General features: G+C 68.7%; 18 protein-coding genes and 1 riboswitch. Of the genes, 12 read left to right on the top strand and 6 right to left on the bottom strand.

Annotated features, from left to right (window positions below):
- Positions 1-6 precede the first annotated feature (6 nt).
- The 6 genes from HQ314_RS02515 to HQ314_RS02490 all read left to right on the top strand — a co-directional run bounded on the left by HQ314_RS02515 (position 7) and on the right by HQ314_RS02490 (position 7,688).
- Positions 7-1,218, top strand: coding sequence for an RIP metalloprotease (locus HQ314_RS02515; protein ID WP_027505048.1), 1,212 nt, complete (start codon positions 7-9; stop codon positions 1,216-1,218).
- Between the two features lie 103 nt (positions 1,219-1,321).
- Positions 1,322-2,485 carry a flavodoxin-dependent (E)-4-hydroxy-3-methylbut-2-enyl-diphosphate synthase gene (ispG, locus tag HQ314_RS02510; RefSeq protein WP_204870455.1) on the top strand — a complete coding sequence of 388 codons (1,164 nt, stop codon included), beginning with the start codon at positions 1,322-1,324 and terminating at the stop codon, positions 2,483-2,485.
- Positions 2,486-2,573: 88 nt separating this feature from the next.
- Positions 2,574-3,407 carry a GNAT family N-acetyltransferase gene (locus HQ314_RS02505; protein WP_027505050.1) on the top strand — a complete coding sequence of 278 codons (834 nt, stop codon included), beginning with the start codon at positions 2,574-2,576 and terminating at the stop codon, positions 3,405-3,407.
- A 53-nt stretch (positions 3,408-3,460) separates the two neighbouring features.
- Positions 3,461-5,269: a penicillin-binding transpeptidase domain-containing protein gene (locus HQ314_RS02500; protein ID WP_222649205.1), complete on the top strand. Its 1,809-nt coding sequence runs from the start codon at positions 3,461-3,463 to the stop codon at positions 5,267-5,269.
- 29 nt (positions 5,270-5,298) lie between these two features.
- Positions 5,299-6,156: a type I methionyl aminopeptidase gene (gene map / locus HQ314_RS02495; RefSeq protein WP_056445029.1), complete on the top strand. Its 858-nt coding sequence runs from the start codon at positions 5,299-5,301 to the stop codon at positions 6,154-6,156.
- Entirely contained in the window at positions 6,153-7,688 is a 1,536-nt protein-coding gene (locus tag HQ314_RS02490; RefSeq protein WP_222649204.1) for a cobyric acid synthase, read from the top strand. Before map ends, HQ314_RS02490 begins: the two co-directional genes overlap by 4 nt.
- Here HQ314_RS02490 and HQ314_RS02485 read toward each other — a convergent pair.
- The 3 genes from HQ314_RS02485 to HQ314_RS02475 are packed head-to-tail and all read right to left on the bottom strand — an operon-like array spanning position 7,663 to position 9,700.
- Positions 7,663-8,391, bottom strand: coding sequence for an ABC transporter permease (locus HQ314_RS02485; protein ID WP_222637699.1), 729 nt, complete (start codon positions 8,389-8,391; stop codon positions 7,663-7,665). The genes HQ314_RS02490 and HQ314_RS02485 overlap by 26 nt on opposite strands.
- Positions 8,388-9,308, bottom strand: a complete 921-nt coding sequence (locus HQ314_RS02480; RefSeq protein ID WP_222649203.1) for an ABC transporter ATP-binding protein — start codon at positions 9,306-9,308, stop codon at positions 8,388-8,390. The genes HQ314_RS02485 and HQ314_RS02480 overlap by 4 nt, the downstream gene beginning before the upstream one ends.
- On the bottom strand, positions 9,305-9,700 hold the full coding sequence (locus HQ314_RS02475) for a GntR family transcriptional regulator (protein ID WP_222630812.1): 396 nt from the start codon (positions 9,698-9,700) through the stop codon (positions 9,305-9,307). The genes HQ314_RS02480 and HQ314_RS02475 overlap by 4 nt, the downstream gene beginning before the upstream one ends.
- 125 nt (positions 9,701-9,825) lie before the next feature.
- On the opposite strand from HQ314_RS02475, the gene HQ314_RS02470 reads away from it, so the two are divergent.
- On the top strand, positions 9,826-10,368 hold the full coding sequence (locus tag HQ314_RS02470) for an alpha/beta hydrolase (protein WP_222649202.1): 543 nt from the start codon (positions 9,826-9,828) through the stop codon (positions 10,366-10,368).
- On the opposite strand, the gene HQ314_RS02465 is transcribed toward HQ314_RS02470, so the two are convergent.
- The 3 genes from HQ314_RS02465 to HQ314_RS02455 all read right to left on the bottom strand — a co-directional run bounded on the left by HQ314_RS02465 (position 10,369) and on the right by HQ314_RS02455 (position 14,364).
- A complete protein-coding gene (locus tag HQ314_RS02465) occupies positions 10,369-11,811 on the bottom strand; it encodes an HNH endonuclease signature motif containing protein (RefSeq protein ID WP_222649201.1) in 1,443 nt (480 codons plus the stop codon). It abuts the gene before it with no gap.
- A 106-nt stretch (positions 11,812-11,917) separates the two neighbouring features.
- Positions 11,918-13,327: a mycothione reductase gene (gene mtr / locus HQ314_RS02460; protein WP_056445014.1), complete on the bottom strand. Its 1,410-nt coding sequence runs from the start codon at positions 13,325-13,327 to the stop codon at positions 11,918-11,920.
- Complete coding sequence (locus tag HQ314_RS02455; protein ID WP_027505059.1) at positions 13,324-14,364, bottom strand: alpha/beta hydrolase; 1,041 nt, start codon at positions 14,362-14,364, stop codon at positions 13,324-13,326. The genes mtr and HQ314_RS02455 overlap by 4 nt, the downstream gene beginning before the upstream one ends.
- A 158-nt stretch (positions 14,365-14,522) precedes the next feature.
- Here HQ314_RS02455 and mqo point away from each other — a divergent pair, with 158 nt between their 5' ends.
- The 5 genes from mqo (at position 14,523) to HQ314_RS02430 (ending at position 20,701) form a co-directional block, all read left to right on the top strand.
- A complete protein-coding gene (gene mqo, locus HQ314_RS02450; protein WP_222649200.1) occupies positions 14,523-16,082 on the top strand; it encodes a malate dehydrogenase (quinone) in 1,560 nt (519 codons plus the stop codon).
- Between the two features lie 12 nt (positions 16,083-16,094).
- Positions 16,095-16,580, top strand: coding sequence for a GNAT family N-acetyltransferase (locus HQ314_RS02445; protein ID WP_027505061.1), 486 nt, complete (start codon positions 16,095-16,097; stop codon positions 16,578-16,580).
- Between the two features lie 39 nt (positions 16,581-16,619).
- Positions 16,620-16,703: riboswitch (cobalamin riboswitch) on the top strand.
- Between the two features lie 94 nt (positions 16,704-16,797).
- On the top strand, positions 16,798-18,693 hold the full coding sequence (locus tag HQ314_RS02440; RefSeq protein ID WP_222649199.1) for a VWA domain-containing protein: 1,896 nt from the start codon (positions 16,798-16,800) through the stop codon (positions 18,691-18,693).
- An 11-nt stretch (positions 18,694-18,704) separates the two neighbouring features.
- A complete protein-coding gene (cobO, locus tag HQ314_RS02435) occupies positions 18,705-19,325 on the top strand; it encodes a cob(I)yrinic acid a,c-diamide adenosyltransferase (RefSeq protein WP_027505063.1) in 621 nt (206 codons plus the stop codon).
- Positions 19,319-20,701, top strand: a complete 1,383-nt coding sequence (locus HQ314_RS02430) for a cobyrinate a,c-diamide synthase (protein WP_222649198.1) — start codon at positions 19,319-19,321, stop codon at positions 20,699-20,701. Before cobO ends, HQ314_RS02430 begins: the two co-directional genes overlap by 7 nt.
- Positions 20,702-20,811 lie beyond the last annotated feature (110 nt).

The following is a 20,811-nucleotide window of genomic DNA, read 5'->3' as shown; positions in this document are numbered from 1 at the left end:
GAGAAGATGGTGTTCGTTCTCGGTGTGATCGCCTTCGCGATCTGCATCGGCATCTCGATCGCGCTCCACGAGTGCGGGCACATGTGGGTGGCCAAGGCCACCGGCATGAAGGTGCGCCGCTACTACATCGGGTTCGGGCCCAAGATCTTCTCCTGGCGTCGCGGCGAGACCGAGTACGGACTCAAGGCGATCCCGGCCGGTGGCTTCTGCGACATCGCGGGCATGACGGCGGTGGACGAGCTCGCTCCCGACGAGGTCGAGCGCGCGATGTACAAGCAGAAGACCTGGAAGCGCCTCGCCGTGATGTTCGGCGGGATCGCGATGAACTTCGTGCTGGCGTTCGTGCTGGTGTACACCCTCGCCCTCGGCTGGGGTCTGCCCAATCGCGACACGACGGCCACCGTGGCGGGGACCCAGTGCGTGGCCCCGCAGAACGTCGAGGGCGACATGGCGCCCTGCTCGGGTCCCGGTCCCGCGGGTGCCGCGGGCATCCGGGACGGTGACGTCATCACCGCCGTGAACGGTGAGTCGACGCCCACGTTCGGCGACGTCGTCGCGGTGATCCAGGACGAGCGTGGATCGGTGTCCGTCACGGTCGAGCGGGCCGGTGAGACCCTCACCGTGCCCGTCGACGTGCAGGAGACGGACCGTCTCTTCGCCGTCGAGAACGGCGCACCCGACGCCACGGAGCTGCGCACGGTCGGCGCCATCGGCGTCGCCCGCACCCCACTCACCCTCGACTACGACGCGGTGTCCGCCATCGGCGGATCGGCCTCCTACACGGTGTTCATCGCGGGGCAGACGGTGCAGGCCATCGTCGATCTCCCCAGCAAGGTGGGGGCACTGTGGACGTCGATCACCGGTGGTGAGCGGGATCCGAACACTCCCATCAGCGTGGTCGGTGCCAGCGTCATCGGCGGTCAGGCGGCGGAACGCGGCCTGTGGGAGGTCTTCGTCACGCTGTTGGCGACCCTCAACTTCTTCCTCGGTGCCTTCAACCTGCTCCCGTTGCTCCCGCTCGACGGCGGTCACATCGCGGTGACCGTCTACGAGGGCATCCGGAACAAGATCCGCTCGCTGCGGGGGCTGGGCAAGGGTGCGCCCGTGAACTACCTCAAGCTGATGCCGGTGACGTACGTCGTCATTCTCATCGGCGGCGCGTTCATGCTCCTGACCCTCACCGCCGACATCGTGAACCCCATTCAGATCTTCCGCTAGAAGCGCAGGTCCGGCGTGACGGCGCGAACACACGGCGGTCCTCCCGGCGCGACTACAGTGGGGAGAGTCAGTCGGCACCAGATGCCGTCAGAAGCTCGAAAGGATCGAAGTGACCGTTGGACTGGGCATGCCGGCCGGACCCGTACCGGTGCTCACACCGCGACGGAAGACTCGTCAGCTTCAGGTGGGCAGCGTCGGTGTCGGCAGCGACTCGCCGATCTCGGTGCAGTCGATGTGCACCACCAAGACTCACGACATCAACTCCACCCTGCAGCAGATCGCCGAACTCACCGCCGCGGGATGCGACATCGTCCGCGTCGCGTGCCCGCGTCAGGAGGATGCGGACGCCCTGGCGACCATTGCGCGCAAGTCGCAGATCCCTGTCATCGCGGACATCCACTTCCAGCCGCGGTACATCTTCGCGGCCATCGATGCCGGGTGCGCCGCCGTGCGCGTGAACCCCGGCAACATCAAGGAGTTCGACGGCCGCGTCAAGGAGGTCGCGAAGGCGGCCGGTGACGCGGGCATCCCCATCCGTATCGGAGTCAACGCAGGATCCCTCGATCCGCGCCTGATGCAGAAGTACGGCAAGGCCACGCCTGAGGCGCTGGTGGAGTCGGCGCTGTGGGAGGCCGGCCTCTTCGAGGAACACGGTTTCGGCGACATCAAGATCTCGGTCAAGCACAACGACCCGGTCGTCATGGTCGAGGCCTACCGTCAGCTCGCCGCCAAGTGCGACTACCCGCTGCACCTCGGCGTGACCGAGGCCGGGCCGGCGTTCCAGGGCACCATCAAGTCCGCCGTCGCCTTCGGGTCGCTGCTGGCCGACGGCATCGGCGACACGATCCGCGTCTCGCTGTCCGCGCCGCCCAACGAGGAGATCAAGGTGGGGACGCAGATCCTGCAGTCCCTCAACCTCCGTCCCCGCAAGCTCGAGATCGTCTCCTGCCCGTCCTGCGGACGCGCACAGGTCGACGTCTACACCCTCGCCGACCAGGTGACGGCCGGACTCGAGGGCATGGAGATCCCGCTCCGCGTCGCCGTCATGGGTTGCGTCGTCAACGGTCCCGGTGAGGCGCGCGACGCCGATCTCGGTGTGGCGTCCGGAAACGGCAAGGGACAGATCTTCGTCAAGGGCGAGGTCATCAAGACCGTGCCCGAGGCGATGATCGTGGAGACCCTGATCGAGGAGGCGATGCGTATCGCCGAGTCGTACGAGTCCGACCAGGAAGCCGCCGGCGGATCGCCCGTCGTGTCGGTCAGCTGATTCTCCTCGTCTGCGGCGACATTTCCTGGCAGTGTCACCATGACAACGGGTGTGCTCGGTGTGGATCGGCGGTCACGGAGGTGGCGGGATGCTCAAGCTGCTCGGCGCTAAGGCGCTGACGAGCCGCGACACGAACGAGGTCGTCCGTGTGCTGCGCAGTGATCCCGTCGCATCGTGCATGGTGCTGGCACGTGTCGAGGAATCGGGCGTGGAGCCCCGCGACAACCACGGTGAACTGTGGTCACGCGGAGGTCCGGCATCGTCCCTGTGTTTCTCGGGAGCCAATCTCGTGCCGTTGTTCGGTACCTACGACGATCTCCGGAGTTTCGCCGAGCGCGCGTTGCGCTCTCCCCGCGTCTGCTCATCGCTGGTGGGGCGAGCCGAACTGACGCTGCCGTTGTGGGACATGCTCGCCGCGGACTGGGGGACCCCGCGTGAGGTGCGTGCCGAGCAGCCACTGCTGGCGTTGACGAGCGCGCCCACCGCCGTGGACCCCTACGTCCGACGCGTCACCGTCGACGAGCTGGACGTGTACCTCACCGCTGCCGTGGCGATGTTCATCGAGGAGGTGGGCGTCGATCCGCGCGCGGGCGACGGCGGACGCGGCTATCGGCGGCGCATCGCCTCGTTGATCGCGGCGGGTCGCGCCTGGGCGAGGTTCGAGGAGGGCCGCGTCGTCTTCAAGGCCGAGGTCGGATCGCTGTCCACCTCGGTCGGTCAGATCCAGGGCGTGTGGGTGCACCCGCTCTACCGCGGGCGCGGGCTCGGCACCGCGGGAACCGCATCCGTGGCGGCCGCGGTGGTCGACAGCGGCCGCACGGCCAGCCTGTACGTCAACAGCTTCAACGTGCCCGCCCGCCGTGCCTACGAGCGTGTCGGGTTCGAGCGCGTCGCCACCTTCTCCACAGTTCTGCTCGACTGACACGCTGTCAGGGTGAGGGCCGCGGGCGTCCCGTCGCCCTACGATGAGGATCGATGACCTCTCGTGAACACGGCCGTGCCACCCGCGTCCTGATCGTGCTCGTCGCGGCGATCACCGCGGTGGCGGCCTCGGCGTGCACCCCGAAACCGCAGGGCCCCGAGTCCGCGGCCGATTCGTTCGTCTCCGCGCTGGCCGAGCGTGACAGTGCCGCCGCGGCGCAGGCCACGGATCGGCCGGACCTCGCGACCGCCGCCGTCGATCAGGCGTGGGACGGCCTGCAGGCCGAGTCGCTCGACGCGGCGACCGGCGCGGTGAGCGTGAACGGCGACACCGCGACCGTCGACTACACCTACACGTGGCACCTTCCGAAGGACCGCACCTGGACCTACGACGGGGCCCTGCAGATGGGCCGACGCGACGGGGCCTGGGTGGTCCGGTGGAACTCGACCGATCTGCACCCCAAGCTCGGGGACACCCAGTCGATGGTGCTGCGGTCCACGTCGGCGCCGCGCGCGCGGGTCAACGAGCACGCGGGGTCGGACGTCCTGGTGCCCGGGGTGGTCCAGGGGGTGTCCTTCGACGCCGCCGAGTCGACCGACGTGGTGGGCACGGCGCGCACCCTCGAACGCATCCTGAAGCCCTTCGACGCGTCGATCACGGCGCAGTCCATCGTGGAGTCGGCGACCGCGACGCAGGGCCCGTACCGCCTGATGACCCTCCGGGACGAGGACTACGACGCCGTCGCCCCCGGTCTGCTCGCATTGTCCGGGGTGTCGGTGACGGAGCAGTCCGACCTGGTCTCCACCGATCGCACGTTCGCCCCCGACCTGGTGAGCCAGGTGAAGAAGACCGTGATGGATCGCGTCGACGGTGCCGCGGGCTGGAGCGTCGTAGCGGTCAATACCAACGGCGCCGACATCGGTGTGTTGACCGAGACGGCGCCGCAGCCGGTTCCGTCGATCAGTATCAGCCTCGACCGTCCGGTGCAGGTGGCCGCACAGAACGCCGTGAACGTGTCACGGGACCAGGCGATGATGGTGGTGATCCAGCCGTCGACAGGCGACATCCTCGCGGTGGCGCAGAACCCGGCGGCGGATCGGGACGGTCCCGTGGCCTCGACCGGCCTCTACCCACCGGGCTCCACCTTCAAGATCATCACGGCGGGTGCGGCGATCGAGGAGGGACTCGCGACGCCCGAGACCACCGTGCCGTGCCCGGGCCGCATCGTCATCGGCGAGCGCAGCGTGCCCAACTACAACGAGTTCTCCCTCGGGGACGTCTCGATGAACACGGCCTTCACGCGCTCGTGCAACACCTCGTTCGCGAAGCTCGCCAGTGAGATGTCCTCGAGTGCTCTCACCGACGCGGCGGCCATGTTCGGCGTCGGGCCCGACTACGGCGTCGTGGGTCTGCCCACCGAGTCGGGATCCGTCCCGCCCGCAGAGGAATTGGTGCAGCGCACCGAGGACGGGTTCGGACAGGGAAAGGTGCTGGTGTCGACGTTCGGCATGGCTCTCGCCGCCGCGACCGTCGCACACGGATCGACGCCCGTTCCCCGGCTGATCCAGGGGGAGGAGACCACGATCGACGGTGACCACCCGCAGATCGAGCCGGCCATGGTCGACGGACTCCGCGGGATGATGCGCTCGGTGGTCACGAGCGGCACCGCGGACCGGATCGCCGACCAGGGCGAGGTGTACGGCAAGACGGGTGAGGCCGAGGTCGAGGGCGGATCCCATGCCTGGTTCGTCGGATACCGCGGTGATCTCGCGTTCGCGACCCTGGTCGTGCGCGGTGGCAGCTCGGACAATGCCGTCGCCGTGACGCGGGACATGATCACCGCGTTGCCCGCCGGATACTGACCGCGACCGGCGGCGACTACGCTGGTGCCATGTCCGTCCGCACCGTTCTCGAACCCGGCACCGTCTCACCCGTTCTCGATGTTCCCAAGTCCGTCGAGCGTCCCGAGTACGCGTGGAAGAAGACTGCGCGCGAAGGCCACGAGCCGTGGGTGCAGACCCCGGAGACCATCGAGAAGATGCGTCTGGCGAGCCGCATCGCCGCGCAGGCACTGCAGGAGGCCGGAAAGGCCGTCGAGCCGGGCGTCACGACGGACCGACTCGACCGTATCGCCCACGAGTACATGGTCGACCACGGCGCGTACCCGTCGACGTTGGGCTACAAGGGATTTCCGAAGTCCTGCTGCACCTCGCTCAACGAGGTCATCTGCCACGGCATCCCCGATTCGACGGTCGTGCAGGACGGCGACATCGTCAACATCGACGTCACGGCGTACATCGACGGGGTGCATGGTGACACGAACGCCACCTTCCTCGCCGGGGACGTCTCCGAGGAAGCGCGCCTGCTCGTGGAGCGCACCCACGAGGCCACCATGCGAGCGATCAAGGCGGTCAAGCCGGGTCGCGCTCTGAACGTCGTCGGACGGGTCATCGAGGCCTACGCCGATCGTTTCGGGTACGGCGTCGTCCGGGACTTCACCGGCCACGGCATCGGCACCACCTTCCACAACGGCCTGGTGGTGCTGCACTACGACGAGCCCACCGTCGAGACGGTGCTGGAGCCCGGGATGGTCTTCACCATCGAGCCGATGATCACCCTCGGCGGCATCGACTGGGACCAGTGGAACGACGGCTGGACCGTCGTCACGCGGGACCGATCCTGGACCGCCCAGTTCGAGCACACTCTCGTCGTCACGGAGACGGGCGCCGAGATCCTCACCCTCCCTTGACCCTTCGCGGCGCCATTCTGGTCGCGGGAACCACCTCGGACGCGGGCAAGAGTGTCGTCGTGGCGGGGTTGTGCCGCCTCCTCGCTCGACGCGGTGTGAGGGTGGCGCCGTTCAAGGCGCAGAACATGTCCAACAACTCCGTCGTCACGTTGGACGGCGGGGAGATCGGTCGTGCGCAGGCACTGCAGGCCCGGGCATGCGGTCTCGAGCCCAGCGTGCGGTTCAATCCGATACTGCTGAAGCCGGGCGGGGACAGGACTTCGCAACTGGTTGTTCGCGGTCGTGCCACCGGCACCGTGGGCGCCGCCGACTACATGACGCACCGACAACATCTGCGCTCGGTCGTGGCGGAGGAGCTCGACGCTCTGCGGGCCGACTTCGACGTGGTGATCTGCGAGGGCGCCGGCTCACCCGCCGAGATCAACCTGCGGGCCACCGATCTGGCGAACATGGGACTGGCGCGCGCTGCGAGCCTTCCCGTGATCGTCGTGGGCGACATCGATCGCGGGGGAGTGCTGGCCCACTTCTTCGGCACTCTGGCCGTGCTCGACGCGGCGGACCAGGCCCTCGTCGCGGGGTTCGTCGTGAACAAGTTCCGCGGCGATCCCGCGCTGCTGCAACCGGGACTCGACACCCTCGAGACTCTCACGGGACGGCCGACGTTGGGCATCGTTCCGTTCAGCGACGAGTTGTGGCTCGACGCCGAGGACTCCCTCGGGACCGTGGCCGACGCACCGCTGGGCCGGCCCGCTCCTCCGATCGGATCGCAGTGGCTCCGCGTCGCCGCCGTGCGGTTACCGCGCATCTCGAACTCCACCGACGTCGAGGCCCTGGCGTGCGAACCGGGGGTGACGGTGCACTGGGCGACCGAGGCCTCCCGACTGGCAGATGCCGATCTGGTGGTGCTCCCCGGCTCCAAGGCCACGGTCCAGGACCTGGACTGGCTTCGTCGCGCCGGTATCGCGGACGAGCTGGCGCGGCGCGTGGCTCGCGGTGCTCCGGTCCTCGGGATCTGCGGCGGTTACCAGATGCTGGGGAGAACGATCACCGACGCCGTGGAGTCGGGTGCCGGGCAGGTGCAGGGGCTCGGCCTCCTGGACCTCGAGATCGAATTCGCGGCGGACAAGGTGCTCTCCCGGGTCAGCGGGCATGCGGGCGCGGTCCCCGTGACCGGCTACGAGATCCACCACGGCCGGGTGACCCGAAGCGGCGACGAGCCCTGGTTCACGGGCACCGACAGCGCACCCGAGGGCAGCATCCGTGGACGGGTACGTGGCACTCACTGGCACGGCCTGCTGGAGAACGACGACTTCCGTCGTGCCTTCCTCATGGAGGTGGCGGAGCAGGCCGGCCGCACGGGTTTCGTGGTGGCCCCGGACACCGATGTCGACGCGATGCGCACCGCTCAGGTGGATCTGTTGGCCGACCTCATGGAGAGCTCCTTCGACATCGATGCGCTTCTCACGCTCGTCGCCGAGGGCGCTCCCGCCCTGCCCGAACTGCGCGTCACGCAGTCGTCCGCCGCAGAATGACGCGTGTTCCCAGACCGGCCGCGGACGCGACGAGGAGTGGCAGCAGCACCATGGTCAGCAGCCGCGGTGCGTCGGCGACGGTCTCGATGACCGCGCCCCACCACCCCTGCCAGGTTACGACGAAGATCACGGCGCCGATCAGAACAGCTTCGGCCAGCACAGCCGTCCAGATGCCTGTCACCCGCCACCGCACGTAGATCGCGCCGGCCAGCATGCCGATGAGGTTGCACATCAGGAACGCCGCGATGAGGAAGAACAGTTCGATGGCGGCACTGCCCGCGAGAGGTGTTGCCAGAGAGAACGTCTGCATGCGCACACCGAAGCCGTCGGTCGCCGACTCCACCAGGGAGAGTGCGAACAGGCCGATCCCGAATATCAGGGCATGAACGACGGCGACCGCGACGGTGGCGGCGAAGAACTCTCTCCGTGTCACGCCCAGCCCGAGAGTGAAGGGAAACACCTGCGTGAGGATCTGAGCGAACAGAGTCAGGCCGAAGATGAAGACGAAGGTCGCCCCGCCGGTCTTGATCGACATGCTGCCATCGGGGACCAGGGAGAGAACGGCCCAGGTGATACCGACGATGACGGCCAGGATGCCGAGCGGCCACGCGAAGGCGAGCGTCCGGTAGTGGGTGTGGACGCGCATCACGGAGACGATGCGATCGCGAGCGGGGGCGGCGGGGGTGTCGAGCGCGGTGGTCATGACGGGACGTCCTCTCGGGTGTCGGACACGGCGGGCAGCGTGGCTCGTCCGCGCGAGGTGCAGTGGACGACGAACTGTTGCAACGACACGGGTTCGACGGCGAGCCCGTCTGCAGCGACCCGGTCGAGGTCTGCCTCGGTGAGCGGGCCCACGACGGTGGTGCGGGCCATCGATCCGAATGACTCACGATGCAGCACTGCGCGATCCGCGACGAGTCGCTCGACGGCGTCGGTGGACCCACCGATGGTGACCGCGCGTCCGCGAAGATTCTCCGCATCGTCGTCGACCACGACGGTGCCGTCACTGATGACGACGACGCGGTCGACGAGCTCGCTGACCTCGTCGATGAGATGGGTGGACAGCACGACAGTGCGCGGGTGTTCCGCGAAGTCCGCGAGCAGGTGGTCGTAGAACATCTCTCGGGCCACCGCGTCGAGACCGAGATACGGCTCGTCGAACAACGTCAACGGAGCGCGGGACGCGAGTCCCACGACAATGCCGAGCGTCGAGGTCATGCCGCGCGAGAGCTTCTTCACTCTGCGCTTGCGGGGGAGGTCGAAGTCCTCGGTCAGCCGGCGAGCGAAGTCCTCGTCCCAGTCACGCATCAGCGTCGCAGCGGACGAGAGGACCTGGCCGACCGTGAAGTCGTCCGGGTACTTCTGGCTCTCCTTGACGAAGCAGACGTCGCGGAGCACGGTCGCGTTCTCGAACGGCCGGGCCCCGAACACCGTGACATCGCCGTCGTCCTGCCACGTCTGACCGGTGAGAATCTGCATCATCGTCGTCTTTCCGGCGCCGTTGCGTCCCAGCAGTCCGTGGATGCGATGCTCCTGCAACTCGAAGGTCACGTTCTCGAGTGCGGCGACATCGCCGAAGGTCTTGGCGACACCGCGCACGGACGCCACCGTCGCGGTCATCCCTGTGCCTCCGAGATCACGGAATCGACGGTCGACGCCCGCGATTGGGCGTCGATCATGTCCTGGAGTTCGACGGGGCCGAGCCCGAGCTTGCGTGCCTCGGCCACGAGCGGTCGGACGTACTGCTCGGCGAAGCCCTCGCGCCGCCGGAAGCGGAGCGCATCTCGCGCGCCTGAGGTGACGAACATTCCGATTCCTCTCTTCTTGTAGAGAATCCCGGCCGTGACCAGATGGTTCAGGCCCTTGCCCGCGGTGGCGGGGTTGATGCGGTGGAAGGCTGCCAGCTCGTTCGTCGAGGGAACCTGGCTCTCCTCGGTGAGTGAGCCGTCGATGATCGAGTTCTCGATCATCTCGGCGATCTGCAGGAAGATCGGCCGGCCGTCGTCCATCACCTCGACCACTGGCCCTGGCGGCGTCGCCGCCTCGCTGGTTCATTAGTCATGTAATGGACCGTACAACCTCGGGCTCCGTCGTGGCAAGGGCTCCGATCGGACCCGGTCGGGTAGCGTCGGGTCCCATGCAGCAGCAGACCGTCTCCCTGCCCTCCGGCGATCTGATCGTGCGACTCGACGGGCCGGACAGTGGCCACGCGGTGCTGTTGCTCCCGGCCGACCACGACGGCGCAGACGTCTTCGACGACACGGCGGCGCGGCTGACGACATCGGATCTGCGCACCGTCACGCTCGAGCCCGGCGTGAGTCCGAACGACACCGATCTCGTGGCGCTGCTCGATGCTCTCGGGTTGCCGTGGGTCAATCTGGTCGGCAGGGGAGAGGGCGCCGACCGCGCCTGGTCGCTCGCCGCCCGCACGTTCGGGCGCGTGTCGAGCCTGGTCGTCATCGACCGAGGTCACCCGGCTGTTCGTGACGACTCCGGTTGCCCGGCAGTCGAATTGCGTACGACGATGGTGGTCGTGGACCCGACCTTCGCGGAGGAGGCGTCCGCGACGAGCCGCTACGTCTACGGCGACTACCGCGTCGTCACGCTCGACTCGTCGACCCCGGACGCCGCGGCCGCAGCACTGGCCACCGAGATCGTGATGCGCACCAGCGCCTGGTGATCATTCGCCGGGCGCGGTGAGGTAGTCGTTCCCCTGCGAGTCGCGGATGTGGACGATGCCGTTGTGAAGCTTCCGGTAATGCCACTGCCCCCGTGTCTTCAACCCGTGATGCCGGCGGCACAGGGGTTGAAGGTTGGCGGCGACCGTCCATCCGCCTCTCCGGGGGTCGGTGTGGTCGAACGGGACGACGTGGTCGAGGTCGCACTCCTCGCTGGGCACAGCGCAGCCTGGGTGCACGCACGCCGGATACAGGGCTGTCACCAGCGCTGCGACCGCCTCGGACGGCCGGTAGGTCAACGCGCCGGCCGGGGGTACGGCGAAGCCACCGTGGCCGGCGGGGTCGGCTACGGCGCGGTCCAATGCCGTTGGTGGGAGCGCGCGGAGATACTCGACCTGCTCCCTGGCTTTGCGGGCTGTCGTGCTGCCCAGCTTCCCCGTGGTCGGTGTCCAGCCTGCGGGCATGCGGCGGGTGCGGCGGACTTCCCGACCCGTGATCGGCACAGGCGGGTCGGGGACGGTGGGTGGGTCGTGCTCCGGGCATAGGCAGCTGCATCCCGCTCGCGGTTCAGTTCCGCCGGTTGCGGTGATGAGTGCTTGCCACGTCGCATCCCCGGCGATCCTCCGTGCAGTGTCCGCAGGAACCGGACCCCAGCCGACGAGGTGACCGGGTTCCCCTGCCAACCCCGCCGCCGTGGCGGCGTCGAGGACGATGACGGCATGATGGGCCGGTGCGGCCGGCGACGGCGCGTGGGCGCAACTCTCGTCAACGCAGTCGCACGGCAGAGGTGTGCCGGTGATGATCGCGTGCGCAGCGTCGAACAACCGCGCCGGCAGCGAACTCGGATCGGTCACCCCTCGGGCCGCCTCGACGATGGCCCGCTTCATCCCGGCGATCTGCTCTGCGGGGCCACGAACTTTCAGCTCGGCTTGACCTCGCGCCAGCTTCCTGACCGAGACGTACCGTTCCGTCGTCGCGCGCTCCCGAGCGATGCGGTGCCACTCCGCGTCGAACTCCGCGAGAATCCGATCGACCGCCGCGGCGACCGCACCCGGAGTGCACCTCGACGCGGCAGCGATCACCCGCTGCAGCAGTGCCTCGGTGGCGTTCGGAACCCCGGCAAGGGATCGGCACACCGTCCGGAACGCCGCATACGACAACCGGCCCGCATCGAACGCCTCCGCCACCGCAGGATGCGCGGTGCGGGTCAGGAACAGCCACTCGGTCACCGTGCGCGTCGACACCGACAACGCCGCCGCGACCTCCGCCACCGCACAGGTCTCAGCAGCCTCGGCGTCGAACACCCCACCCGGACCGAGCACCGCCGGCCGACGCGACGACTCCTGCACGTACGCACACGACGCCGACACGGTCCGGGCGAACGAGGCCTGGGCGTCGACCTTCGCCGACACCAACACATCGACGGAAACTGGTGCGTCGTACACGAATTCACCCCCCGGTGATGCCCCGATCAGGCCGCCCCCCGACGACCTGAACAGACAGTAACCGACACCACCGACACGGAATCAGCGTGGCGCGAGCGCGTCCGATTCAGTCGAGATCGAGTCCGAGGAGCGCGTTCTCGACCACCTCGGGCAGTGCCGGGTGGATCCAGTACTGGCCCCGTGCGACGTCGCGGACGGACTGCCCGAACGTGAGGGCCTGGATCAGCGGTTGGATCACGGTCGGCGCCTGCTCACCGATGATGTGCGCGCCCAGCAGACGGCCGGTCGCGCGGTCGGCGATCACCTTGCAGAGACCCTCGTCGTCCTCCATCGCCCAGCCGTACGCGACGTCGGCGTACTTCTGGACCTTGACCGCGATGTCGTATCCCTGGTCACGAGCCTCCTGCTCGGTGAGCCCCACCTCGGCGATCATCGGATCGGTGAACACCGCGGAGGGGACGTAGCGGTGATCGAAGCGCTTCCACCCCGTCGTGTCGTCCCACGACGGCTTCAGGACGTTCTCCTGCACCACACGCGCCTCGGCATTGGCGACGTGCTTGAGCTGGTACGGCGACGAGACGTCGCCGAGTGCGAAGACGCCCTCGGCCGACGTGCGGCCGAACTCGTCGACCGCGATGCGGCCGTCGTCGTGCAGGTCGATGCCCGCCTCGTCGGCGCCGAGCTGATCGGCGTTGGGAGCGCGACCGATCGCCACCAGCAGCGCGTCCCCGCGTACCTCGGTGCCGTCCGACAGGGACACCACGACGTCGTCGCCGTCCTGACGGACACCGGTGGCATCGACCGAGAGCCGGACGTCCCACTTGTCCTGCGCGAGCGTGGTGAACTGCTGCGAGATCTCGAGATCCGACTTGCGGAGGAGGCGCTCCTTGCGTGCCAGGACCGTCACGTGCGAGCCGAGGGCCGAGAACACGTGCGCGAACTCGGCGGCGATGTAGCCCGACCCGAGCACGATCAGCCGCTCCGGAAGGGACGGCAGCCGCATGATGTCGTCGTTGGTGTGGAACGTGACGCCGCTGTCGCGGATGAAATCCGGGACGGTGGCACGCGAGCCGCTCGCGACGACGACCTTGTCGGCGGTGACGACACGGCCGTCACCGGTGTCGATACGGCGCGGTCCGACGAAGCGCGCGTGGCTGCTGAACAGCGTCACGTTGGGCGAACCTTCGCGGCGGTACTTCTCCCCGCCGTCCGCGATGGGGTCGATCCGGCCGAAGACGCGGTCCACGATGTCGGTCCACCGCACCTTGTCGATGTGGGCGTCGATGCCGTACTTCGACGCAGTGGTGACAGCGCGGGCCACCTCCGCCGCGTAGACGAACATCTTCGTCGGGATGCATCCCACGTTGATGCAGGTGCCGCCGAAGATGGACTCCTCGAACATCGCGACTGTCAACCCGTCGAAGCGCTCGTCGAGAATCGAGTTGCCGGAACCGGTTCCGATGATCGCGAGGTCGAAATGCTGGACATCGGACCCGGTGTCCGCCGTGGCGCTCACGATCCGGTCGCCAGTTCTGCGTGGTCGCCGCCCGAGGGCGCGTCGGACAACCCGCTGCCGCGGTGCCGCAGCCAGTCGTCCATCTCGGCGAAGGCGCGTTCCAGCGGCTCGGGTGTGGAGAGGAAGACGTCGTGGCGGGCGCCCTCGATCGGGACGATCGTCGTGCGGTTGCCCAGGCATCCCGCCCACCGCGCGATCTGTCGGACGTCGAGAACGGCGTCCGCGGCGTCGACGTCCGGCACGTACGTCTTGGAGAAGCGCGTGACCTTGGATCGGAGGATGAGGGACGGCACGCCGATGTCGAGTCCCCGGTGCAGTTCCGCGTGGCCGCGACGGACCGCGCGGATCCAGCCGAGCTTGATGGGGAAGCCTGCCAACGGTTTCCACGACAGGTCGTAGTCCCACTCGCCGTTGCCACCCGAGCTGATGGAGAGGCCGTAGGTGTCCAGACCCTGACCCGGCAGCGCGCGCAGGGGAGCGACGCGGCCCAGGACACCGATCGCGACGGTTCCGACGCTGCGCACCAGAGGCGGGCCCTGGAGGTCGAACCACGGACTGTTCAGCACCAGACCGGAGATGCCGGCGGCAGCGGCACCCCCTCGGGTGCGTTCGAGACGATCGAGCCACAGCGGGACGATGAGGCCGCCCGTCGAGTGCGCCGCCATCAGGACCTCGGCGCCCGTCTCCTCGCGCACGATCGCCAGCGCCCGGTCGAGTTCCTCGTCGTACAGCGCCAGGTCGGACACGAAGTGCGGCGACTGCCCCTCGCCGATGGAGCGTCCGCACTTGCGCAGATCGAGTGCGTAGAACGCGTGTCCCAGATCGGCGAAGTGCTCGGCCAGATGGCGCTGGAAGAAGTAGTCGGTGAAACCGTGTACGTAGAGGACTGCGCCCTTCGGCGTCGCGGAACCCGTCACGGACCGCGTCAGGCGCACGAGAGTGGCCCGCACCTCGCCCTCGCCGTCCGGGTCGGAGCCGAGCGGTATGGTCAGTTGCTCGTAATCGTCACCGAGTACATCGGGCGCCCATGTAGTCACACTCACACAGTAATGGCCGCTTCGCAGGGGTGGCGAGGGGCACAATCGGGTACAGAGACGGTGACTGTCGCGGTGACGCGGCACGGCGCCGCGGACAGCAGCATCCGCACCGCACTCCCTGTCGGGAGTGCCGATGGACGAAGGAAGTCGATCCAGCAGTGGGCGAACACGATCAGAACAGTCAGTCCGGCACCAAGTCGGGATCGAAGGTGGAGAGGACCGACGTCGTCCTGATCGGCGCGGGCATCATGAGTGCCACGCTGGGCACGCTCCTCCGTCAGGTCGAGCCCACCTGGTCCATCTCCGTCTTCGAGCGTCTCGACGCCGCGGCCGCGGAGAGCAGCGACCCGTGGAACAACGCCGGTACGGGCCACTCCGCCCTCTGCGAGCTCAACTACACCCCGCAGGGCAAGGACGGCTCCGTCGACATCAGCAAGGCGCTGAACGTCAACGAGCAGTTCCAGGTCTCGCGGCAGTGGTGGTCGCACGCGCTGGAGGCCGGCGTGCTCGCCGACCCCAAGAACTTCATCAACCCCATCCCGCACGTCAGCTTCGTGCACGGCGAGGACAACGTGAAGTATCTGCGTGCGCGGTACGACGCGCTCTCGGGCAACCCGCTGTTCCCCGGTTTGGAGTACATCGACGACGAGACCGAGTTCGCCCGTCGCCTCCCGCTGATGGCGAAGGGGCGCGACTTCAGTGATCCGATCGCGCTCAACTGGTCCGACGGCGGCACGGACGTCGACTTCGGCGCACTGACCAAGCAGCTCCTCAACCACCTCGCGGTGGAGGGCGCGTCGGTCAACTTCGGGCACGAGGTCCGCGACCTGTCCAAGAACTCCGACGGCACCTGGACCGTCAAGGTCTACAACGGGCGGACCGGCGTCACGCGCAAGATCGTCACCAAGTTCGTCTTCGTCGGCGCGGGCGGCGGCGCCCTGCACCTCCTGCAGAAGTCGGGCATCGCGGAGGCCAAGGGCTTCGGCGGTTTCCCCGTCAGCGGTGAGTGGCTGCGGTGCACCACTCCCGAGCTCGTCGAGCAGCACTCCGCCAAGGTGTACGGCAAGGCCTCGGTCGGTGCGCCCCCGATGTCGGTGCCGCACCTCGACACCCGCGTCATCGGTGGCAAGCCCGGGCTCCTGTTCGGGCCGTACGCCGGCTGGTCGCCCAAGTTCCTCAAGCAGGGCAAGATGACCGATCTCGTCAACTCGGTCAAGCCGAACAACCTGTTCTCGATGCTCGGTGTCGGTGTCACCGAGATGGCCCTCACCAAGTACCTCGTCACCGAGCTGCTGCAGTCCGAGACCGACCGCGTGGAGACGCTGCGGGAGTTCATGCCGTCCGCTCAAGGCAAGGACTTCGAGCTGGTCACCGCCGGACAGCGAGTCCAGGTGATCCGTCGCAAGGGTCGCGGCGGCGTGCTCGAGTTCGGCACCGCCGTGATCAACGCGGGCGACGGCACCATCGCGGGCCTGCTCGGGGCGTCACCCGGCGCGTCCACCGCCGTGCCGGCGATGCTGGACGTGCTGAAGCGCTGCTTCTCCGACAGGTACAGCTCGTGGGAGCCGACCCTCAAGGACATGGTTCCGTCCCTGGGCACCAAGCTGGCCGAGAACCCGCGTCTGTTCGACGAGATCTGGTCGCACACCACGCGAGTGCTGCAGCTCGACACGACCTCGGCCACCGGCCGGCAGGTCGCGCACTCCGGAACTGTGTGATACCACCATCACATGACGACGGCGACTGCAACACTCAAGCGATCCTGGGCACTCGACCTGTCGAACGAGACCCTCTACGAGCTGCTCAAGCTGCGCGTGGAGGTGTTCGTGGTGGAGCAGGCCTGCGCCTACCCCGAGCTCGACGGTAAGGACCTGCTCTCCGACACCCGCCACTTCTGGCTCGAGCGCGACGGCAGCGTGGTCTGCACACTGCGTCTCCTCGAGGAGCACGACGACGGCGAGAAATCGTTCCGCATCGGGCGCCTGTGCACGCACCGCTCCTCGCGCGGGCAGGGCCACACCACGCGTCTGCTGCGGGCTGCGCTCGCGGAGGTCGGGTCGTCCCCGTGCCGCATCAACGCGCAGAGCTACCTGGTGGAGATGTACGCAAAGCACGGCTTCTACCCGGACGGCCAGGAAGTCCTCGAGGACGGCATCCCGCACACGCCCATGCGGCGCGGCGGCGGCAGTCCCTGGAGCGAAGGCGACAAGAACTGACTCGCCTGCACCGACACTGAACAACCGACGAACGTCTCGGAGAAGCCCGTGTGACTCGGGCGCGGTCCCGCCACTGTGACGTGGTCCGGCCTCCTTCAGGAGGTCGGATCACGGAGCCAGATCGCCGAGCGTTCGTGTCACTGCTGCGTGAGGAGACCACGCGCAGCATCGTCTCGACTCCTCGGCGCGGTCACCGAGGTCGAACAGGACCACACGCGTGAATCCCGGATATCCGTTCTCTGCCATCGTCGGTCAGGACCGACTGCTGTTGGCGCTCTCACTCTGTGCCGTTCACCCCGGCATCGGCGGCGTGCTCGTACGCGGTGAGAAGGGCACGGCGAAATCGACCGCCGTGCGTGCGCTGACGGCGCTGATGCCTCCCGTCACGGACTCGGCGGGCACCCGGCCCGCTCGGCTCGTCGAACTGCCCGTCGGTGCGACCGAGGACCGCGTCGTCGGGTCCATCGACTTCGAGCGCATAGTCCGCGACGGCGAACGCGCCTTCACCCCCGGCCTGCTCGCGTCCGCGGACCGTGGCCTTCTGTACGTCGACGAGGTCAATCTTCTTCACGATCATCTCGTCGATCTGCTGCTCGATGCGGCAGCCATGGGCCGTGTACACGTGGAGCGGGACGGCATCTCGCACTCCTACCCGTCGACCTTCGTGCTCGTCGGCACCATGAACCCCGAGGAGGGGGAGCTGCGCCCGCAGCTGCTCGATCGCTTCGGCCTCGCCGTGGACGTCTCCGCCTCCCGCGATGTCGACACGCGGATGACGGTCGTCCGTCGCCGACTCGACTACGAACGCGACGCCGTCGCGTTCGCCGAGGCGCATGCCGACGCCGACGCGGAGATCGCGGCCCGCATCGCCGGTGCGCGGGACCGTGTCGCCGACGTCGAGCTGCCCGACTCGGAACTGCGTCGTATCGCGGCCGTGTGTGCGGCCTTCGACGTCGACGGGATGCGCGGTGACCTCGTCGTCGCGCGCACCGCGACCGCTCACGCCGCGTGGCGGGGCGGCACCACGGTGACCGAGGACGACGTGCGCGTCGCCGTCGAACTGGCGTTGCCCCATCGGCGTCGGCGCGATCCGTTCGATGCTCCCGGACTCGCGGACGGCGAGCTGGACGACGCGATGTCGCAGGCGGACGAGGACGTGCGACGTTCGGAACCGGAGCCCAATCCTGACCCGGACGACGGCGGAGGCGCACCCGATCCCGCTGCCGAGGACGGTGCTCCCGAACAGTCGAGCTCCGACGATGCACCGTCGGCCGACGAACCGTCTCCGCGGCCGTCGACCGGTGGCAGCTCCGGAACCGCCGCGTCCGGGGACGGCTTCGATGCCCGGCTCCTGCAGATCGACGGTGTCGGCGACGGCGCACCCGGCCGTCGCTCACGCGCGCGGGTGTCCTCGGGTCGTGTCGTGCGTGCGACCGACTTCACTGGCGGCTCACTCCATCTCGTCGGCACTCTGATGCGTGCCGCGGAGCGCAGGGGAGCGGCCGAGTCCGGCCGGTTGTCCATCGCGGGCGGTGACCTGCGCGGCGTCGATCGCGAAGGGCGCGAAGGCAATCTGATCGTCTTCGTCGTCGACGCCTCCGGCTCGATGGCGGCGCGCGACCGCCTGTCGGCGGTCACCGGTGCCGTCGTGTCGTTGCTGCGCGACGCCTACCGACGCCGCGACCGCGTCGCCGTCGTCTCGGTGCGGGGCAGCGACGCGGAGGTGATCCTCCCGCCGACCCGGTCGGTGGACGTCGCCGTCACCCGACTCCGCGACGTACGCACCGGTGGCAGAACGCCGCTCGCCTCGGGCTTCCTGACGACACGCGACGTCGTCGCACGTGAGCGGGTCCGGGAGCCGGGGCGTCGTGCCCTCGTCGTCACCCTGACCGACGGCCGAGCCACCGGTGGACCCGATCCGGTGGGACGAGCCCGTCACGCCGCCGCACTGCTGGCCGCGGACAAGGTGGCCTCCGTGGTCGTCGACTGCGAGTCCGGCATGGTTCGCCTCGGACTCGCCCGTGACCTCGCGACCGCCCTGCGCGGAACCTACATCTCACTGCCCGAACTGTCGTCGGCGAGCGTGGCCGGCGTCGTCCGGGCCGCAGCCTGAGGAGATCGTTCATGCCACAGGGAGTTCCGGCACCCGGCACCGTTCCCGACGACGGCCTGACCACCAGGCAGCGTCGCAACCTCCCCATCCTCGCCGTCCACACGGGCCCCGGAAAGGGGAAGTCCACCGCCGCGTTCGGCATGGCGATGCGCGCCTGGAACCAGGGCTTCGACGTCGCGGTCTTCCAATTCGTCAAGAGCGCCAAGTGGAAGGTCGGCGAGGAGTCGGTGTTCCGCACCCTCGGTGATCTGCACGACGAGACCGGCGTCGGCGGCGCCGTGGAGTGGCACAAGATGGGCTCGGGATGGTCCTGGTCGCGCAAGCGCGGCGACGAGGTCGACCATGCCGAGGACGCACGCGAAGGGTGGGCGGAGATCGCGGCGCGCATCCGGGACGAACGGCACCGCTTCTACGTCCTCGACGAGTTCACCTATCCGCTGCACTGGGGGTGGATCGACGTCGACGACGTGGTGCGCACCCTCACCGACCGGCCCGGCAACCAGCACGTCGTCATCACGGGCCGCAACGCACCCACCGCGCTGCTCGACGCCGCCGATCTGGTCACCGAGATGTCGAAGATCAAGCACCCCATGGACGCGGGTCGCAAGGGTCAGCGCGGCATCGAATGGTGAACGATCTGCCCGCCGTCGTCATCGCGGCCCCCTCGTCCGGCAGCGGAAAGACCACCATCGCCACCGGCATCATGGGCGCACTGCGCGCCGCCGGCAGGCGGGTCGCTCCGTTCAAGGTCGGCCCGGACTACATCGATCCCGGGTACCACGCCGTCGCCGCAGGACGGCCCGGTCGCAACCTCGACGCCGTCATGACGGGCCGCGACGCGATGGTGCCCGCGCTGCGCTGGGGTGCGAGCGGTTGCGACATCGCGGTCGTCGAGGGCGTCATGGGTCTCTTCGACGGTCGCATCGACCCCCACGCCACCGGACCCGCTGCGGAGGGGTCCACGGCCGCGGTCGCCGCCGCGATCGGTGCGCCGGTGATCCTGGTGGTGGATTCGCGAGGGCACAGCCAGAGCATCGGCGCGCTGGTCCACGGGTTCTCGACGTACGACCCCTCGGTCCGCGTCGCCGGGGTGATCCTGAACCGGGTCGGCAGTGAGCGACACGAGGCGGTGCTGCGACAGGCCTGCGACCGGGTCGGCGTTCCCGTGATCGGGTCGGTGCCTCGCGCCGGCGCGCTCGAGGTGCCGTCGCGTCACCTCGGCCTGGTGACCGCAGCCGAGCACGGCTCCGCCGCGGTCGACGCCGTCGCGGCGATGACCGAGCTGGTGTCGCGCCATGTCGACGTCGACGCTCTCGCTCGCATCGCGGCGACGGCGCAGGTTCCGACGGCGGAGCCGTGGAGTCCGGACGCTGCGGTGGGGGTGCGGATCGAGGGTCCGCGTCCGGTGGTCGCCGTCGCCGGTGGCCCGGCGTTCACGTTCGGCTACGCCGAGCAACCGGAGGTGCTGCGTGCCGCGGGAGCGGACGTGGCGGTGTTCGATCCGCGCCACGACCGGTTGCCCGAGGGTGCCACCGGCCTGGTCGTCCCCGGCGGCTTCCCCGAGCTCCACGCCGCCGAGCTGGCCGCCAACGAGCCACTGCTGCACGACATCCGGGCTCTCGCCGACGCCGGGTGGCCGGTGCACGGTGAGTGTGCGGGCCTCCTGTACCTGGCCACCTCGCTGGACGGGCACCGCATGGCGGCAGTGCTCGACCTCGACGTCGAGTTCGGGTCGAGGCTCACCCTCGGCTATCGAGACGCGGTGGCGCTGACGGGGTCGGTGATGTTCGACGTCGGCCAGCGCATCACCGGCCACGAATTCCACCGCACCCACGTCGTCCGGGCGGGATCGTTCGAACCCGCGTGGGCCTGGCGGCGCGACGGCAGCACCGTGCAGGAGGGATCCGTCGGCGCCGGCGGACGGGTGCACGCGTCGTATCTGCACACCCATCCGGTGGCGACGGCCCGGGGATTCGCTCGGTTCGTGGCGGCCTGCCGGCCGAACTGACCCACAGCGTCTCGGCGCCCGTCTGGTTGCATCTCACAAACTTCTGGTGTCTACTGTCGGTCGGATACATACCGAAAGATTGTTTGCACCCGGTTTCCTGGGGAGTGCAT

Origin of the sequence: Rhodococcus sp. BP-332, assembly GCF_019836065.1 — a bacterium.
GTDB lineage: Bacteria > Actinomycetota > Actinomycetes > Mycobacteriales > Mycobacteriaceae > Rhodococcoides.
Note: the sequence above shows the minus strand (reverse complement) of the source record. Positions and strands in the feature narration are given on the sequence as shown.

Excerpts from the sequence above, each read along its gene's own strand:
- HQ314_RS02470 (WP_222649202.1), top strand. The coding sequence starts at position 9,826 with ATGCAGCAGCAGACCGTCTCCCTGCCCTCCGGCGATCTGATCGTGCGA.
- HQ314_RS02505 (WP_027505050.1), top strand. The coding sequence starts at position 2,574 with ATGCTCAAGCTGCTCGGCGCTAAGGCGCTGACGAGCCGCGACACGAAC.
- HQ314_RS02500 (WP_222649205.1), top strand. The coding sequence starts at position 3,461 with ATGACCTCTCGTGAACACGGCCGTGCCACCCGCGTCCTGATCGTGCTC.
- HQ314_RS02515 (WP_027505048.1), top strand. The coding sequence starts at position 7 with ATGGTGTTCGTTCTCGGTGTGATCGCCTTCGCGATCTGCATCGGCATC.
- map (WP_056445029.1), top strand. The coding sequence starts at position 5,299 with ATGTCCGTCCGCACCGTTCTCGAACCCGGCACCGTCTCACCCGTTCTC.
- HQ314_RS02480 (WP_222649203.1), bottom strand. The coding sequence starts at position 9,308 with ATGACCGCGACGGTGGCGTCCGTGCGCGGTGTCGCCAAGACCTTCGGC.
- HQ314_RS02485 (WP_222637699.1), bottom strand. The coding sequence starts at position 8,391 with ATGACCACCGCGCTCGACACCCCCGCCGCCCCCGCTCGCGATCGCATC.
- cobO (WP_027505063.1), top strand. The coding sequence starts at position 18,705 with ATGCCACAGGGAGTTCCGGCACCCGGCACCGTTCCCGACGACGGCCTG.
- HQ314_RS02430 (WP_222649198.1), top strand. The coding sequence starts at position 19,319 with ATGGTGAACGATCTGCCCGCCGTCGTCATCGCGGCCCCCTCGTCCGGC.
- HQ314_RS02445 (WP_027505061.1), top strand. The coding sequence starts at position 16,095 with ATGACGACGGCGACTGCAACACTCAAGCGATCCTGGGCACTCGACCTG.